At 74.0% G+C, this 16,454-nt stretch carries 15 protein-coding genes; 5 read left to right on the top strand and 10 right to left on the bottom strand.

Annotation, left to right across the window (positions count from 1 at the left end; genetic code table 11):
- Positions 1 to 1,287: 30S ribosomal protein S1 (locus tag MNZ29_RS20435; RefSeq protein ID WP_242356521.1), on the top strand; the 1,287-nt coding region annotated here is incomplete at its 5' end.
- Positions 1,288 to 1,440: 153 nt separating this feature from the next.
- On the opposite strand, the gene treZ is transcribed toward MNZ29_RS20435, so the two are convergent.
- On the bottom strand, positions 1,441 to 3,231 hold the full coding sequence (treZ, locus tag MNZ29_RS20430) for a malto-oligosyltrehalose trehalohydrolase (RefSeq protein WP_242340665.1): 1,791 nt from the start codon (positions 3,229 to 3,231) through the stop codon (positions 1,441 to 1,443).
- Positions 3,232 to 3,465: 234 nt separating this feature from the next.
- Between treZ and MNZ29_RS20425 the strand changes: the two genes are divergently transcribed.
- The 3 genes from MNZ29_RS20425 to MNZ29_RS20415 all read left to right on the top strand — a co-directional run bounded on the left by MNZ29_RS20425 (position 3,466) and on the right by MNZ29_RS20415 (position 6,501).
- The gene (locus MNZ29_RS20425; RefSeq protein ID WP_242340664.1) at positions 3,466 to 5,253 is read left to right on the top strand and encodes a phosphoenolpyruvate carboxykinase (GTP); all 1,788 of its coding nucleotides are present in this window, start codon (positions 3,466 to 3,468) and stop codon (positions 5,251 to 5,253) included.
- A 104-nt stretch (positions 5,254 to 5,357) separates the two neighbouring features.
- Positions 5,358 to 6,128, top strand: a complete 771-nt coding sequence (locus MNZ29_RS20420; protein ID WP_242340663.1) for an NRDE family protein — start codon at positions 5,358 to 5,360, stop codon at positions 6,126 to 6,128.
- A 34-nt stretch (positions 6,129 to 6,162) separates the two neighbouring features.
- Positions 6,163 to 6,501 carry a DUF971 domain-containing protein gene (locus MNZ29_RS20415; protein ID WP_242340662.1) on the top strand — a complete coding sequence of 113 codons (339 nt, stop codon included), beginning with the start codon at positions 6,163 to 6,165 and terminating at the stop codon, positions 6,499 to 6,501.
- 27 nt (positions 6,502 to 6,528) lie between these two features.
- On the opposite strand, the gene MNZ29_RS20410 is transcribed toward MNZ29_RS20415, so the two are convergent.
- From MNZ29_RS20410 to MNZ29_RS20390, 5 genes are all read right to left on the bottom strand, one after another.
- Positions 6,529 to 7,434, bottom strand: a complete 906-nt coding sequence (locus tag MNZ29_RS20410) for an HD domain-containing phosphohydrolase (RefSeq protein ID WP_242340661.1) — start codon at positions 7,432 to 7,434, stop codon at positions 6,529 to 6,531.
- Positions 7,435 to 7,570: 136 nt separating this feature from the next.
- On the bottom strand, positions 7,571 to 8,062 hold the full coding sequence (smpB, locus tag MNZ29_RS20405) for an SsrA-binding protein SmpB (protein ID WP_242340660.1): 492 nt from the start codon (positions 8,060 to 8,062) through the stop codon (positions 7,571 to 7,573).
- Positions 8,059 to 8,928: a pantoate--beta-alanine ligase gene (gene panC / locus MNZ29_RS20400; RefSeq protein ID WP_242340659.1), complete on the bottom strand. Its 870-nt coding sequence runs from the start codon at positions 8,926 to 8,928 to the stop codon at positions 8,059 to 8,061. Before panC ends, smpB begins: the two co-directional genes overlap by 4 nt.
- A 51-nt stretch (positions 8,929 to 8,979) precedes the next feature.
- A complete protein-coding gene (gene panB, locus MNZ29_RS20395) occupies positions 8,980 to 9,900 on the bottom strand; it encodes a 3-methyl-2-oxobutanoate hydroxymethyltransferase (protein ID WP_242340658.1) in 921 nt (306 codons plus the stop codon).
- Positions 9,901 to 9,963: 63 nt separating this feature from the next.
- The gene (locus tag MNZ29_RS20390; protein WP_242340657.1) at positions 9,964 to 10,611 is read right to left on the bottom strand and encodes a deoxynucleoside kinase; all 648 of its coding nucleotides are present in this window, start codon (positions 10,609 to 10,611) and stop codon (positions 9,964 to 9,966) included.
- 218 nt (positions 10,612 to 10,829) lie between these two features.
- On the opposite strand from MNZ29_RS20390, the gene MNZ29_RS20385 reads away from it, so the two are divergent.
- The gene (locus tag MNZ29_RS20385) at positions 10,830 to 11,096 is read left to right on the top strand and encodes a hypothetical protein (protein ID WP_242340656.1); all 267 of its coding nucleotides are present in this window, start codon (positions 10,830 to 10,832) and stop codon (positions 11,094 to 11,096) included.
- 386 nt (positions 11,097 to 11,482) lie between these two features.
- On the opposite strand, the gene rsmA is transcribed toward MNZ29_RS20385, so the two are convergent.
- The 4 genes from rsmA to MNZ29_RS20365 all read right to left on the bottom strand — a co-directional run.
- The gene (gene rsmA / locus MNZ29_RS20380; RefSeq protein ID WP_242356519.1) at positions 11,483 to 12,379 is read right to left on the bottom strand and encodes a 16S rRNA (adenine(1518)-N(6)/adenine(1519)-N(6))-dimethyltransferase RsmA; all 897 of its coding nucleotides are present in this window, start codon (positions 12,377 to 12,379) and stop codon (positions 11,483 to 11,485) included.
- Complete coding sequence (gene tsaD, locus MNZ29_RS20375) at positions 12,367 to 13,368, bottom strand: tRNA (adenosine(37)-N6)-threonylcarbamoyltransferase complex transferase subunit TsaD (protein ID WP_242356517.1); 1,002 nt, start codon at positions 13,366 to 13,368, stop codon at positions 12,367 to 12,369. The genes rsmA and tsaD overlap by 13 nt, the downstream gene beginning before the upstream one ends.
- 87 nt (positions 13,369 to 13,455) lie before the next feature.
- Complete coding sequence (locus MNZ29_RS20370; protein WP_242356515.1) at positions 13,456 to 15,552, bottom strand: response regulator; 2,097 nt, start codon at positions 15,550 to 15,552, stop codon at positions 13,456 to 13,458.
- 106 nt (positions 15,553 to 15,658) lie between these two features.
- Positions 15,659 to 16,454 (bottom strand): DnaJ domain-containing protein (locus MNZ29_RS20365; RefSeq protein WP_242356513.1); only part of this gene is annotated, 796 nt, incomplete at its 5' end.

Genomic DNA, 16,454 nt, shown 5'->3' with positions numbered 1-16,454 from the left:
GAGCCGCGCGCGCCCGGGGCCGGGCGCGCCGGCCCGCCGCCGACCGCGCCCGAGCCGCCGCCGGCCCCCGAGCTGGCGATGCCGGACGAGGGCTCCTTCGCGGACATGCTCGCCTCCGAGGGCGCGGCGCCCCGCCGCCGCTTCCAGGTGGGCGAGAAGGTCGCGGGCAAGATCATCCAGCTCGGCCACGACGTGGCGTTCCTGGAGCTCGGCTCGGGGGTCGCCGAGGCGATGATCGAGGTCGCCGAGCTCAAGGACGCGGAGGGGAACGTCACCGCGCGCGAGGGCGACATCCTCGACGCGGTGGTGATCCACGCCGACGACCGGGGCGTCATCGTCTCGAAGGGCCACGCGCGCGCCACGCGGGATCACGCGCGCGAGGCGGTCATCGAGGCGGCCCAGACCGGCCTGCCCGTGGAGGGGCTCGTCAAGGCGGCGAACAAGGGCGGCCTCGAGGTCGAGGTCCACGGCGTCCGCGCCTTCTGCCCGATGTCGCAGATCGACGTGCGCTTCGTGGGCGACCCGGCGACCTTCGTCGGCCAGAAGCTCCTGTTCAGGGTGCAGCGCGCCGACGCGCGCGACTGCGTGCTCTCCCGCCGGGCCCTCCTCGAGGAGGAGCGCGCCGAGAAGGCGCGCGCCACGCGCGAGCGGCTCGCCCCGGGGGCCGTCTTCGAGGGCGTCGTCACGAGCGTGCAGGACTACGGCGCGTTCGTGGACATCGGCGGGGTCGAGGGGCTCGTCCACGTCTCCGAGCTGTCCTGGGATCGCGTCTCGAAGCCGCAGGACCTCCTCAAGTCGGGCGACGCCGTGCAGGTGCAGGTGCTCCGCATCGACGAGGATCCGAAGAAGGGCGAGCGCATCGGCCTCTCGGTGAAGTCGCTCGCGCCGAGGCCGGAGCCGGTCGCGGCGCCCGCGGGCGAGCGGCCGGCTCGCCCCGCGCCGCCGCCGCCCCCGAAGGCGGGCGACGTGGTCGAGGTCACGGTCGACAAGATCGAGAGCTTCGGCGTGTTCGTCCGCTTCGCCGGCGGCCGCGGCCTCGTGCCCGCGAGCGAGAGCGGCACGCCGCGCGGGTCCGATCTCCGCAAGTCGTTCAAGGTGGGCGACGGCTTCCGCGCGCTCGTGCTCGCGATCGACGAGCAGCACCGCATCCGCCTGTCCAAGACCGGCGCGGAGGATGCCGCGGAGCGCGCCGAGGCGGCCGAGTACCAGAGGTCCGTCCCCCGCCCGTCGGGCAAGGGCTTCGGCACGCTCGGCGATCTGCTCCGGCAGAAGCTCGAGAAGAAGTAGCGGCGTTCCTCGCCGCCGCCCTGCGCGCCCGCTCGTCCCGGCCTCGCCGGGGGAGCGGGCGCGGTCGCTTCGGGCGCGAGGGTCCTGGCCGACCGCAGGCGGGCCCGCGCTCGGGGTCGGGCGCGGAGCGCGAGCAGGGCCCCTCGGCGTCTCTCAGCCGCGCGGAGCGAGCCCCTCCCCCGGCTCCGTCTCGAAGGCGTGCGGAGGATCCCCGCTCGCCGCGGCCTGCGCGCGGAGCTCGCCCTCCCCTCCCTCGCCGCCCTGCGCTCGGGGCGCACCCGGCTGCTCGATCGCGACGCCCCAGGGCGCGAGGCCTCCCGCGGGCTCGGGTCCGAGGTTGGCGCGCACCACGAGCCCCGGCCGGTGGAGCGTGTAGGCGGTCCCCTCGCGCTCGACGCGCGGCCAGGCGCGCGCGATCTCGACGCGGTGCGCCCGCCGGAGCGCGAGGAGCCGCTGGTAGTGCCCGCGGAGCGCGCCGTGCCGACCGTCCCGGCGGTGCGAGAGCTTCGCGCGCAGGAAGGTCTCCTCCGCCTGCGGGTCGGGGATCTCCCCGGCTCCTTCGGCGATGAACTCGTTCTTGCGCCCCTCCGAGACCGCCGCGGCGAGCGCGGGATCCGTGTGGCTCGTGAAGTACGGGAACGGCCGGTCCTCCCCGTACTCCTCGCCCATGAAGAGGAGCGGCAACCCCGAGCCCAGCACGACGAGCGTGGAGAGCGGGTAGAGGGCGTCGAAGGGGACGAGGGCGGAGAGCCGCTCGCCGTGAGGCCGGTTGCCCACCTGATCGTGATTCTGAACGCAGGTGACGAACCGGACGGGCGCGAGGCCGGCGACGTCGGTGCCGTGCGGCCGCTTCCGGTAGCCGGACCACTGGCCCTGGTAGACGAACCCCTCCGCGAGTGCCCGGCGGACGTCGTCGGGGCCGCCGAAGTCGCCGAGGAAGCCCTTCCGCTCCCCCGTGACGAGAGCGTGGAGCGCGTGGTGGAGGTCGTCCGCCCAGACCGCCGAGGCCCCCCAGCCGCCCGGCGGCGGGTCGAGCACCTCGCGGTCGTTCTCGTCGTTCTCCGCGATGACGTGCACCTCGCGCCCCGCGTCGCGGCCGGCCGCCCGGACCGCCTCGCCGAGCTCCGCGACGAGGTGCACGGGCGAGTCGTCCAGGATGGCGTGCGTCGCGTCGAGGCGCAGCGCGTCCACGTGGAAGTCGCGGATCCACTGCACCGCCGCGCCGATCATGAACCCGCGCACCGGCCCGGAGCCGTCGCCGTCGAGATCGAGCGCGTCGCCCCAGAGCGTTCGATGACGGTTCGTGAAGTAGGGGCCGAGCTCCGCGAGGTAGTTCCCCTCGGGACCGAGGTGGTTGTAGACGACGTCGAGGCACACCGCGAGGCCGAGGCCGTGGGCGCGGTCGACGAAGCGCTGCAGCGCCGCGGGGCCGCCGTACGCCTCGTGGACCGCGTAGAGCTCGACGCCGTCGTAGCCCCAGTTCCGGGCTCCCGGGAAAGGCTGGACGGGCATGAGCTCGACGCAGCTCACGCCCAGGTCGAGGAGCTCCCCGAGCCGCTCCCCCGCCGCGTCGAGCGTCCCCTCGGCCGTGAACGTCCCGACGTGCAGCTCGTAGAGCACGAGCGCGTCCTGCGGGAGCCCCCGCCAGCCTGCGTCCTGCCACGCGTATCGGCGCGGATCGAACACCTCCGACGCGCCGTGCACCCCGTCCGGCTGGCGGCGGGTGGCGGGATCGGGCCGGACGCGCCCGTCCTCGAGCACGAGCGCGTAGCGCGTCCCGTCTCCGGCCGCGAGGTCCCCGGCGAACCAGCCGCCCGGCTCGGCGTGCAGCGGGTGCTCCAGGCCGTCGATGCGGACCGAGACACTCCTCATCTTCGGGGCCCAGACCTCGAAGCGAACCCGCCCGTCCGGCAGGATCGTGGGCCCGTGCGCATGGCGCGTCATTCCGGGAAGCTACGGGGCAGGAGAGGGTCGCGGAACCCCCGCGAAACGGCCCATCCGGCCGGGCCATCCGGGATTTACCCGCCGACTCGTCCGGCCGAGATTATGGAGCCCCGGATCGGAAGGCGGGGGTCGACGTAGCTCCCTCCGTGCGCTAGCTTGGCCCGCCCCCGCCCAGCTCGGACCTCGGCGATACTCGACCACTTTCCGACCCAACCCCAAAAAGGAAACCACGGGATGGCTACCTCTTCCGATCGCCCCACGACGAACCCTCATCTCCTCGGCTGGGTCGACGAGATGGCGAAGCTCTGCAAGCCCGACCGCGTGTACTGGTGCGACGGCTCCGAGGCCGAGAAGAAGCGCCTCACGGAGGAAGCCGTCGCGGCCAAGGTCCTCATCCCGCTGGACCAGAAGAAGTGGCCGGGCTGCTACTACCACCACTCGAACCCGAACGACGTCGCGCGGGTCGAGCACCTCACGTTCATCTGCACGCCGACGCGCGAGGAGGCCGGGCCCACCAACAACTGGATGGCGCCGAAGGAGGCCTACCACAAGCTCGGCCAGCTGTTCGAAGGCTCGATGAAGGGCCGCACGATGTACGTCGTCCCGTACATCATGGGCCCGGCGGCGTCGCCGTTCTCGAAGGTCGGGTTCGAGCTCACCGACTCCGTCTACGTCGCGCTGAACATGGGGATCATGACGCGCATGGGGAAGGTCGCGCTCGACCGGCTCGGCCAGTCGGACGAGTTCAACCGCGGCCTCCACTCCGTGGCCGACTGCAACCCCGACAGGCGCTTCATCTGCCACTTCCCGCAGGACAACACGATCTGGTCGATCGGCTCGGGCTACGGCGGCAACGCCCTCCTCGGCAAGAAGTGCCTCGCGCTCCGCATCGCGAGCTACCTCGCGAAGAACGAGGGCTGGCTCGCCGAGCACATGCTCATCCTCGAGGCGGAGAGCCCGCAGGGCGAGAAGCAGTACGTCGCCGCCGCGTTCCCGTCGGCCTGCGGCAAGACCAACTTCGCCATGATGATCCCGCCGGCCGCGTACAAGGGCTGGAAGATCCGCACCGTCGGTGACGACATCGCGTGGATGCGCGTCGGCGAGGACGGGCGGCTCTGGGCGGTGAACCCGGAGAACGGCTACTTCGGCGTCGCGCCGGGCACGAACCGCAAGACGAACCCGAACGCGATGGACTCGGTCCGCAAGGACACGCTGTTCACGAACGTCGCGCGCACCGCCGACGGCGACATCTGGTGGGAGGGCTGGGACACCGAGCCGCCCGCCGAGCTCATCGACTGGAAGGGACAGCCCTGGAAGAAGGGCTCGACCGAGAAGGCGGCGCACCCGAACAGCCGCTTCACGGCGCCGGCGCGGAACAACCCGGCCCTCTCGCCCTTCGTCGACGATCCCAAGGGCGTGCCCATCTCGGCGCTGATCTTCGGTGGCCGCCGCTCCACCACCGTGCCGCTCGTCCTCGAGGCCTTCAACTGGACGCACGGCGTCTACCTCGGCGCGACGATGGGCTCCGAGACCACCGCCGCCGCCACCGGCGCGGTCGGCGTCGTCCGCCGCGATCCGATGGCGATGCTGCCGTTCTGCGGCTACGACGCCGGCTCGTACTTCCAGCACTGGCTCGACATGCAGTCGCGCATCCCGAACCCGCCGAAGGTCTACATGGTGAACTGGTTCCGGAAGAGCGCCGACGGCAAGTTCCTCTGGCCGGGCTACGGCGACAACATGCGCGTGCTGAAGTGGATGCTCGATCGCGCCGCTGGCCGCGTGGGCGCGCAGGAGACCCTGCTCGGCTACACGCCGAAGGCGGGCGACCTCGACCTCTCCGGCATCGACGCGAAGCCCGAGGCCGTCGCCGCCGCCACCCGGATCGATCTGGGCGAGTGGGAGAAGGAGCTCGAGTCGCAGGAGGAGTGGTTCGACAAGCTCGGCAAGACGCTGCCGCGGCCGATCGCGCTCCAGCGCGAGATCCTGCTCGAGCGCGTCCGCTCCGCGCGGAAGGTGCAGTAGCGAGATCACACGGCCCAGCGGGCCCGGCCGCTCGGCGGCCGGGCCCCCTCCCCGCCGTTTCCCGACGGGCGCTTCCCTGCTCGGGCCGTTAAGCTCGTCGTCGAATGTGCACCCTCGCAGTCGCCCTGGGGACGGATCGCCGCTGGCCGGTGGTGGTGGCGGCGAACCGCGACGAGCGGCTCGGGCGGCCGTCGGAAGGCTGGGCGCTCCGTGCGCTCCCGGGCGGCGAGCGCTACGCCGCGCCGCTCGACGCGCTCGGCGGCGGCACCTGGATCGGCCTCTCGCGGACGGGCGTCGTCGCCGCGCTCACGAACTACCACGCCCCCCTCGACTGGTACCCCGACCTCGCGCGCCGCTCGCGCGGCGAGCTCGTGCCCCTCGCCCTCGCGGCCGGGTCGGCGGAGGGCGCGCGCGCCGCGTTCGGCGCCGTCCGGCCGGACGCCTGGAACCCCTTCCACCTCGTCGTCGCCGACGCACGCTCCGCCTTCCTGTGGTGGTACGACGGCGAGCGCGCGGGCGTCGAGGCGCTCGGCCCCGGCCTGCACGTCGTGACCGAGAACGCCTGGGACGGGCGCTGCCCGCGCGCGGCGCTCGTGCGGGCGCGCTGGCCGCTCGACCCCGGCGTCGAGCGGCTGCGCGAGGTGCTCACCGTCCACGCCCCGGAGGGCGACCCCGTGCCCCCGCGCGGCGCCGCGGCCTCCGGCGCCGCGACCTGCATCCACATGGACCCCGCGTACGGGACGCGCTCCTCGACGGTGCTGCGGCTGACCCGGGAGCTCGCGACCTCGGAGCTCTGGACCGCCGACGCCCGCCCCTGCCTCGGGCCGCTCGAGGACCGCTCCTCGCTCGCGGTGGCGCTGGCGCGGACGGCTTGACGCGCCGCCACCGCCGCGCCATGTAGAGCGGCGCATGGGCCTCCTCGATCGCGTGTCGTTCAAGAAGCAGGACGTCGAACCGCCCGAGGCGATCGACCTCGTCGACGGCGGCGTCCGCATCCTCTGGCGGGGCGGGCCGGAGGTGACGCTCCCGAACCACCTGCTCCGCGACTTCTGCCCCTGCGCAGGCTGCGTCGAGGAGGGCACGGGCCGGAAGCTCCTCGACCCCACCACGATCCCCTCCGACATCCGCCCGCTCGGCCTCGAGGCGGTGGGCAACTACGCGCTCCGGATCCGCTGGTCGGACGGCCACGACACCGGCATCTACTCGTGGGAGACGCTCCGCCGCGCGTCGGGGCTCTGGAAGGACTGACGCGGAGGGTCGCCGAGCGGCGCTCAATCAGACATACGCCCGCGCCGGCACCTCGACCGGTGCGTATCGATTGTGCTCCGGCGCGTGCCCCTCGCGCACGTGCCCGAACCTCACCGCGCGCGGGTCGCCCCGGCCGCCGCGGAGCGCGTGCACGAGCAGCCGGACGGTGTTCGTGTCGGCGTGCCCGAGGGCGGCCTCCGAGACGAGCACGTCCGCCGCGCCGCGCGCGCTGTAGGCGGCGGAGCGGAAGGCGCGCGGCTGGGTGAGCGCCGCGAAGGCGCTCGCGACCGAGACCACCTCGATGGAGCGCGAGGGCGCCACGCCGAGCGCGGGGTAGCCCTGCCCGCAGCGCCAGTGGTGGCTGCGCGCCGCGGCGACCGCGGGGTGAGCGCCGAGCACGGTCGCGAGGTGATACGCCCCCGTGAGCGGGTGCGCCGCCACACGCAGCGCGTCCTCTCGCGAGAGCCGCTCGGCCGGCGCGAGGAGCCGCGGCGGGAGGTGTCGCATGCCGAGATCGTGGAGCAGGGCCGCGGCGGCGAGGTCGGGGACGCCGCGCGCCGTGCCCACCGCCGACAGGAGCATCCGCACCGCGGCGGCGGCGGCGGCGAAGGCGTGCGCGTGCACCGCGGCGGCCTCCCGCCGCGCCGCGACGAGCTCCTCGACGAGCACGTCCGGCAAGAGGGCGTTGCCCAGGGCGCGCGCCACGGCCTCGCGCACCGCGTCGCCGTGGAAGAGGTGCCGGTACTCCGCCGCCCCGAGCGGCGCGTCGACGTCCCGCGCGAGCTCGGTCTCGGCGAGCCTGCGGCGGGGCAGCGCCGGCGCGCGGTGGGCCGCGTCCGCGATCGACTCGGGAGAGATCACCGTCCCGCGCCGCGCGACGAGCGCGCCGCGAATGTCGACGATGTCGTGGGTGAGCGTCAGGCGATCGAACATGTCGCCCGGTCCAAGCTAGCAGAGCAGAGCCGCTCCCCGGAGCGCGCGCCCCAACGAGAGGCGCGGGTACCACCCGGTGGAGGGAGCGGCAGGGCCTGCGAGCGCCCGGTGAGCCGGGACCCGGCGGAGCGCGACGTCAGCGCCGTCGGCGGGAGAGCGCGCGGTCCATCTCGCGCTTCGTCTCGCGCTCCGCGATGGCGTGGCGCCGGTCCTCGTGGGCGCGCCCCTTCGCGAGACCGAGCTCGACCTTGGCCCACCCGCCCTTGAAGTAGAGGCTGAGCGGGACGAGCGTGTAGCCGCGCTGCTCGACCTTGCCGCGGACGCGGTCGAGCTCGGCCCGGCTCATGAGGAGTTTCCGGTCGCGCAGCGGCTCGTGGCCGAAGTGCGCCGCCTGCTTGTACTCGCCGATCCGGCAGTTCACGAGGAAGAGCTCGTCGCCCCTGGGCAGCGCGTAGGCGTCGGAGAGGTTCACGTTCCCCTCCCGGAGCGACTTCACCTCGCTGCCGGTGAGGACGAGCCCCGCCTCCCACGAGTCCTCGATGGAGAAGTCGAAGCGGGCGCGACGATTCGTCGCGACGATCTTCTCGCCCTCCGCGCCTCGCGCGCCGCCGGTGGCCTTCGCGCTCATGGCAGCCGGAGGTTGTCGATGAGGCGCGTCGCCCCGGCGTAGGCCGCGACCAGCATCACGCTCCCGCGCTCCGCCCGCGCGACCGGCGCGAGCGAGTCGGGGTGGACGATCTCCACGTAGTCCACGCGGAGGCCCGCGGCGTCGAGGCGCGCCCGGGCCCGCGCCACGAGCGCCGCCGCGTCCCGCTCGCCGCGGAGCGCGGCGTCCGCCGCCTCGCGCAGGGTGCGGGAGAGCGAGAGCGCCCGCTCCCGCTCCTCCCTCGACAGGTAGGCGTTCCGCGAGGAGCGGGCGAGCCCGTCCGGCTCGCGCACGATGGGCATCCCCACGATCTCGACCCCCATCGCGAGGTCGTGCGTCATCGCGCGGATCACCGCCAGCTGCTGGAAGTCCTTCTCCCCGAAGAGCGCGACGTGCGGCCGGGACAGGTTGAGCAGCTTCGCGACCACCGTCGCGACGCCTCGGAAGTGGCCCGGCCGCGAGGCGCCGCACAGCCCCTGCGACGCGCGCTCGACCGTCACCCAGGTCTGGTGATCGGGAGGGAACATCGCGCTCGGGTCGGTCGGCGCGAGGACCCAGTCGACGCCGGCCGACGCGCACTTGGCGAGATCCCCCTCGAGATCGCGGGGGTAGCGGGAGAGATCCTCGTTCGGCCCGAACTGCGTGGGGTTCACGAAGATCGACGCGAGCACGAGGCCGCGCCGCCCGCCGGCGTCCGCGCGCGCGCGCGCCTCACGCATGAGCGAGAGGTGGCCGTCGTGGAGGAACCCCATCGTCGTGACGAGCGCGAGGCGGGCGCCGCCGTCGCGCGCCGCGGAGCAGCGCGCCTGCCAGACGGCGGGATCGGTGATGAGCTCGGGTGCTTTCATCTCGGGAGGGCTGGCTGGCTTTCGTGGCGCCGGGCGCGGCGCGCGGGGAGGCTACACCGGTGCGCCCATGACGCCGCCGGAGGGCTCGGAGTCGTCCTCGTCCTGCTCCGCCGCGACCGGGACGAGCCGCACCGACGAGGAGTGGAAGCTGTGCGCGTCGTCGGGGAACGCGCGGCGCTTCACCTCGCCGACGTACGCGCCCAGGGCGGCGGTGACCGCCTGCCCGATCTCGCCGAAGCGCTTCACGAACTTGGGCGTGAACGCGTCGTCCATGCCGAGGAGATCGTTCAGGACGAGCACCTGCCCGTCGCAGTGCGGGCCTGCGCCGATGCCGATGGTCGGGATGCGGAGCTGGCTCGAGATGATGCGCGCCAGCTCGGTGGGGATGCACTCCAGCACGACCGCGTAGCAGCCCGCGAGCTCGAGCGCGCGCGCGTCCCGGAGGAGCTGCTGCGCCTTCTCCGAGTCCTTCCCCTGCACCACGTAGCCGCCCATGCGGTGGACCGACTGCGGGGTGAGCCCGATGTGCCCCATCACCGGCACGCCGGCGCGGACGATGCGGCGGATCACCTCGACGAACTCGGCGCCGCCCTCGAGCTTCACCGCCTCGACCCCGCCCTCCGCGACGAGGCGCACCGCCGCCTTCACCGCGTCGTCGGCGCTCGCCTGGTAGCTGCCGAAGGGCAGGTCGCCGACGAGGTGGGCCCGGCCGGCCCCGCGGGCGAGGCCGCGGCGCACGGCGGCCGAGTGGTAGATCATGTGCTCGAGCGTGACGGGCAGGGTCGAGTCCTGGCCCTGCACCACCATGCCGAGCGAGTCGCCGACGAGCACGGCGTCGACGCCGGCGGCGTCGGCGAGGCGGGCGGCGGTCGCGTCGTAGGCGGTGACGACGGCGATCTTCTCGCCGGCGTCCTTCATCCTGCGAAGCTCGTGGACGGTGACCCGCTTTCGCGGCGCGGTCTGGCTGGACATGGCTCGCTTCCTCCGGTGTAGGCCCCGTGGCGGGGTCCTGCCCATTGGCGAGGTTCGTTATCCTTAATACGTTGGCGTGCCCATGGGCACGTAATGCTGGGTTCCCTTGCGGTGCCGCCGGATCACGGCCAGGAGCGCCTCGAGATCCTGCGGGTTCTGCTCGAGATCGATGTCGCTCGTGTTGACGACGAGGAGCGGCGATTCGTCGTAGTGGAAGAAGAAGTCACCGTACGCCTTGGCGAGCGTCTCGAGGTAGGACGAATCGACGGATCGCTCGAAATCCCGGCCGCGCCTGCGGACACGGGAGACGAGCACGTCGGTCCGCGCCTGCAGGTACACGACCAGATCGGGCTTCACGATGCGGGGCCCGAGCAGCTCGTACACGCGATCGTACAGCGCCAGCTCGTCGGGCGACAGGGTGAGCGCGGCGAAGATCCGGTCCTTCGCGAACAGGTAGTCCGCGATCGTGGACTGGGTGAACAGGTCCTGCTGGAAGAGGGCCTGCTGCTGCTGGAAGCGCGAGAGCAGGAAGAAGAGCTGGGCCTGGAACGCGTGCTTGCGCCGGTCGCCGTAGAAGCTCGCGAGGAACGGGTTCTCCTCGGCGTGCTCGAGCACGAGGCGCGCCCCGAGCCGCTCGGAGAGCACCTGCGCGAGCGTCGTCTTGCCGACGCCGATGGGCCCCTCGACCGCGATGTACCTGGGTCGTTCCATTCCGGATGCGCGAAAGCGTGGCAGCTTGCCACGGCGGGGCGGGGGTCGCAAGGCAGCGCGGCGACTGGACGCGGGGCGCGCCGTTCGACCGAGACCGTGACAAAATGATCGTGGATCCCGTGATCCTGGGATCAGGGTGTCCGTTGACAGGCGATGTCACGTCACGTATCGTCGCAGCACTTTTGCAGTGCGGACGAGGGATGGGGAGGCAGCGCGAGATGGCCAGCCGAGTCGCGACGCGGGAGCGGTCCGTGACGGTGCGGGAGACGGTGGAGGCCCGGGTCGACCCGGCCTTCCATCGCGCCATCCTCAAGATCGCGCTCGAGCTCAAGAAGCCGAACGCGCCGAGCTACGACGCGATCGTCGCGAGGACGGTCGAGTCCATGCGGCTCGACCCGGTCGCCTTCCAGCACTACCTCGGCGAGAACGGCGCTCGCGGCATGAGCCTGCTCCTCGCCACCGCGCGCACGACGTTCGGCCCCTAGCGGCCGTCGAGTTTCACGGGCGCCCTCCCGACTGAAGGGGTAGGGCGGGCGGAGATAGCGGGTGGGCGCCCGTGAACTGCTACGGCGCACGATACGGGGCCTGCGGCGGGCGTCCTCGCTCCTTGCGCCTGCGGCGTACGGAAGCAGTACGCCTCGGCGCGCGTCGCTGCGGTTGCCCGCCTCGGCTCCCGTCTCGTGCGCCTCGCGCCGCGTTCGATCTCGAGCGCGGGCCTGCGACGGGCGTCCTCGCTCGTTGCGCCTGCGGCGCACTGCCAGGCGCCGCTGGGCGCGGCTCCCGTCGAAGGAGCGCCTCGGCGCGCCTCGCTGCGGGTGCCGTCTCGGCTCCCGTCTCGTGCGCCTCGCGGGTGTTCGGTCCGATTTGAGGTCTAGGTCCCCAGAGCGCGGTCCAGGGCGGCCCACTCGGCGACGGTGAGGGTCTCGCCGCGGCGGGAGGGGTCGATGCCCGCGGCCTCCAGCGCGCGAGCGAGCGCGTCGTCCGGCACCACGCGACCGGCGCGCAGCGCGTTGGCGAGCGTCTTCCGGCGCTGGGCGAAGCCGGCCTTCACGAGCCGGCGGAAGCGGGCCGGATCCGCCACGCGGAGCGCGTCGCCGGGCGGGCGGAAGAGCGCGCAGAGCACGGCGCTCTCCACGTTGGGCGGCGGCAGGAACGCGCCCGGCGGGACGATCCGCTCGACGGAGACGTCGGCCTCCCGCTGCAGGAGCACCGACGCGAGCCCCCAGTCGCGGGTCCCCGGCGCCGCCGCGAGCCGCTCGGCCACCTCGCGCTGCAGCAGGAAGACCGCGCGGGAGACGTGGTCGAGCTGGTCGAGCAGCGAGAAGAGGATCGGGCTCGTGAGGTGGTACGGCAGGTTGCCGACGACCGCGAGGCGCCGAGCGGAGCCCGCGGGCGCGGCCGGCGCCTCGAAGGCCCGCGCGACCTCCCCGTAGTCGATCCGCGCGGCGTCGGCCTCCAGGAGCCGGACGCGCTGGCCGAGCTCCCCGCGCAGGACGCGGGCCATGTCCCGGTCGCGCTCGACGGCGATCACCTCCGCGCCGCGGGCGAGGAGCCGGGCGGTGAGGTGGCCGAGGCCGGCGCCGAGCTCGACCACGCGATCGCCGGCGCGCGGCGCGGCGAGGCGGGCGATGTCGTCCAGGATCGCCTCGTCGCCGAGGAAGTTCTGGCCCCAGCTCTTCTTCGCGCGGAGCCCGTACTTCTCGAGGAGCGCGCGGGGGCTCGGGTAGCGGGCCGCGGCGGCGGGAGGTGCGCTCGTCACAGGCGCCATGCGGGGTCCGCGTTGAGGTCCGAGCCCGCGCGCTCGCCGCGGAGGAACGCGTGCGTGCCGGCGACGGCGATCATCGCCGCGTTGTCCGTGCAGAGCCTGGGGGCGGGCAGGAACACCTCCATGCCCTCGTACTCGGCCGCCTTCTCCGACACCGCCGCGCGCAGCCGGCTGTTCGCGGCGACGCCGCCGGCGAGGACGAGCCGGTCGAACTGGAGGCGGCGCGCCGCGCGGAACGCCTTCTCGACGAGCGCGCGGACGATGGCCTCCTGGTAGCTCGCGCACAGGTCCGCGAGCCCCCTGCCCTCCGGCACCCCGTGCTTCTTCACGTGGTGCAGGAGCGAGGTCTTGAGGCCCGAGAAGCTGAAGTCGAGCTCCGAGCCCTTCACGATCGCCTTCGGGAAGCGGATCGCGCGGGCGTCGCCTTCCCTGGCGAGCCGGTCGATCGCGATGCCGCCGGGGTACGGCAGGCCGAGCAGCTTCGCCCCCTTGTCGAACGCCTCGCCTGCGGCGTCGTCGCGGGTCTGGCCGAGGAGCCGGTACGCTCCGAAGCGCTCCGCGGAGTAGAGCGACGTGTGGCCGCCCGACACCACGAGGCCGAGGTACGGAAACGCCGGCGCCGTCTCGGAGAGGAAGGCCGCCACGAGGTGGCCCTCGAGGTGGTTCACGCGCACGAGCGGCTTCTGCCAGGCGAGCGCGAGCGCCTTGGCGGCCTGGACGCCGACGAGGAGCGCGCCCACGAGGCCCGGCCCGCTCGTGACCGCGATCGCGTCGATCCCGTCCGGCCCCACCCCCGCCCGCGAGAGCGCCTCGTCGACGACGGGCATCACCTGGACGACGTGGTTCCGGCTCGCCAGCTCCGGCACGACCCCGCCCCAGCGGCGGTGGATCTCGATCTGCGTGGCGACCACGTCGGCGAGCGCGCGCCGCCCATCCTCGACCACGGCGGCCGCGGTCTCGTCGCAGGAGGTCTCGATGGCGAGGATCTTCATCGCGGCCGGAACCTAACCCGGCCGGGCGGCGGGCGCGAGCGGGTTCGCCCCCACTCGACGGCTCGCCGGCCGCGGAACGCGCCGGGACTACCTGAGCTGCTTCGCGAGGATCTCGCGCACTGCGCGCGACTGCTCTCCGTTGGGCGAGAGCTGGAGGAATCGCTGGTAGGCGGCGCGCGCCTGGGAGACCTTCCCCTCCGCCTGCTTGAGCTCGCCGAGCAGGAGCCAGGCGGGAGCGTAGCGGCCGTCGACCGCGATGGCGTCCTCGATCGCGTGCAGCGCCTCTGCCGAGCGGTTCGCGTCGTAGAGCGCGCGCGCCAGGCCGACGTTCGCAGGGCCGGTCGGCCGCAGCGCGACCGCGCGCCGGTAGTCCGCGATCGCGTCCACGAACCGGCCGGCATCGTACTTGCGCTCGGCGCTCGCGAGGAACCGCCGGTAGTCGGCGTCCTCGGAGCGGGCGCTTGCGGGAGCGGGCGGCGCGGGCGGCGGCGGCGCCTCCGGGAGCTGCTCCGCGGCGGCGGGCTCGCGAGCCGTCGAGGGCGGGCTCGATTCGGAGGATGGGAGCGCGGCGGGGGTCGGAGCCGAAGCCGGAGCCGGAGCCGGGGTCGGGATCGCGGCCGGTGCGGCGGTCGGGGTCGGTGACGCGGCCACCGTCTGCGGGGGCGGGGTCGTGGCCGGCGTGGGGGCGGCGGTCGCGGTCGGCCCAGCGCCCGTGCTCCCCCCGCGCAGCGCCAGGAAGGCCCCTCCCCCCACGGCGACGACCGCGGCCGCGGCGAGCGCGAGCGGCGCGCGGGGGCGGCGGGGCGGGAGCGAGCTCCGAGCGGCCTCGCGCAGCGGATCGGTGGGCGCGGGCGTGGGGGGTGACGCCGGGGCCCGCGGTGCGCTCGCCCTCGGCGTGGCCAGCGACGGCGGCAGCGGGAGGGTGCCCGGCGGCGGCAGCGGCATCGAGTACTTCCCCGGCTGGAACGCGCCCGGAGGCGGCGTGGGGGCGGGCTGCTCGGGCGGACGGGCGTGAGGCTCGGTGGAGCGCTCCGCCTCCGCGCGCTCGGCCGCGGCCGCCGGCTCCGGCCGCGCAGGGCGCGGCGTCGGGGGGACCGGACCCGCGAACCAGTCCACCCCGTCGGGCTCCGCCGCGGTCGGCGCGACGGGAGGAGCGGCCTCCGCGGCGCGGAGCTCGCGGACCGCGGGAGCGACCCGGGGCGCCGCAGTGGCCGGCTCGGGCGCGGGCGGAGGCGGCGCCGCGACCTCGCGGAGGATCCCCTCGAAGAAGAGCTTGGAGATCACGCCCGCGGCGGCGAGATCGTCGTAGTCGGCCTCCTCCACCACGTGCTCGAGGGTCCGCCTGCCGTCGAAGAGCCGGAGCAGCGCGTTCACGTCGTCCGGGATCTCCGCGAGCCGCTCGCCGAGGAGCGCGTCGTCGATCTCGAACACCTTGTCGAGAGCGGGGAGCTGCTCGACGATCCGCCCCCACTCGTCGATGCGGCGCATGCCCTCCATGAGGAGGCCCTGCGTCGACACCGGGATGCGCTCCTCGCGATCGATGGGCTTGAACTCGATCGCGAAGTCCCCGTCCTGCCAGTTGAGCAGCCGGTAGAACGCGTTCTCGCCGGAGAGCTTCCCGCCGAGCTCGCAGTCGACGATGCGGCCGTCGCGGAAGTAGCAGATGGCGAGCGCCCCCCGCTTGCTCCGCACGTGCAGCGCGCCCGACTTCTTGCCCATCTCCAGCGTCTGGACGAGGTCCACGACGCCCATGTCGGAGAGGTTCCCCGCGAAGCTCGCCTTGAGATCCTTCTTCTCGAGGCGCTCCTTCTCGCGCTTCTCGAGGAGGATCTTCACGCGGGTGACGATCTCCTTGATGTAGATGGGCTTCGTCAGGTAGTCCTCGACGCCCAGCTCGAGGCCCTTCACCTTGAACTCGACCGACTTCTGACCGGTCAGGAAGATGAACGGCGTCCCGCGGTGGCGGTCGTCCTCCTTCAGCCGGCGGCACAGCTCGAACCCGTCCATCTCGGGCATCTTGGTGTCCGAGAGGATGAGGTCCGGCGGGGAGATGGCGCACTTCTCGAGCGCGTCGCGGCCGTTCACGGCGGTCGTGACGGAGAAGCCCGCCTTCTTGAGCGAGACCTCCATCACGCGCAGTGACTTGGGATCGCCGTCGACGAGGAGCAGGTGCTGCTTCGCCAAGGTGTCGCCTTTCCGGCGCCGCGCCGGCGCCGCCGCGGCTGATCTCGCCCGGGATTCGCGCGTCAGTCAAGGCGACGACCGCCCGGCCGGCCGGTGCGATCCGGGCTCAGCGCCCGTCGGCGCGGCGGGTCGCGAGCGCGCGCAGCTCGCGCACCGCGTCGACGTGGCGCGGGTTCGTCCGGAGCGCGGCCCGGAGCAGCCGCTCGGCGCTCGCGTCGTCGCCCTCGTCCCGCGCCAGGAGGCCGGCGACGTAGAAGGCGCGGTCGCAGGCCGGGTCCTTCGTGGCCTCCTCGAGCAGCGCGCGAGCGCGCTCGCGATCCCGGGCGCGCGGGTCGGAGAGGCAGGCGAAGGCGAGCGCCGCCTGGTACTCCGGCCTCGGATCGGCGCGGACCGCCGCCTCGTAGAACGCCCGGGCCCGGGCGAGATCGCGCGTGCGCAGGCACGCCTCGCCCTTCTCGAAGTCGGCGCGCGCCGCCTCGTCGTGCGCCGACGCCGCCCCGGCCCGCCGCGCGAGGTACTCGGCGCGCTTCTTCGGGTGGGAGAGCACCTCGTACGCCTCGTTCACCGCGGAGAAGAGCTCGCGCACCGTGCCGGCCAGGTCCGCCATCGACGGGCTCGCGAACCGGTCGGGGTGGAACCGCCGCGCGAGGTCCAGGAAGGCGCGCTTCACCTCGTCCTTCCCGGCGCCGTCCGGGAGCCCCAGCCGCGCGAAGAGATCCTTCTCCCTCGCGCGCGGGGCGGCCGCGCGCAGCGCCTCGCGCAGGGCTCCATCGGCGTCCGGCGGCGACGCACCCGTGACGCCGGGCGGGAGCGCTCCCGACGGCGGGGCGGGCTGCGCCGGGGCGCCCGCCGGCCGTCCGCCGAACGGCCCCACGCCCAGGTTCCGCATCCCGCGCTGGAGG

The organism is Anaeromyxobacter sp. SG64 (genome assembly GCF_022690745.1).
In the GTDB taxonomy this organism is placed as follows: domain Bacteria; phylum Myxococcota; class Myxococcia; order Myxococcales; family Anaeromyxobacteraceae; genus Anaeromyxobacter; species Anaeromyxobacter soli.
This window is presented reverse-complemented; position numbering and strand designations above follow the sequence as displayed.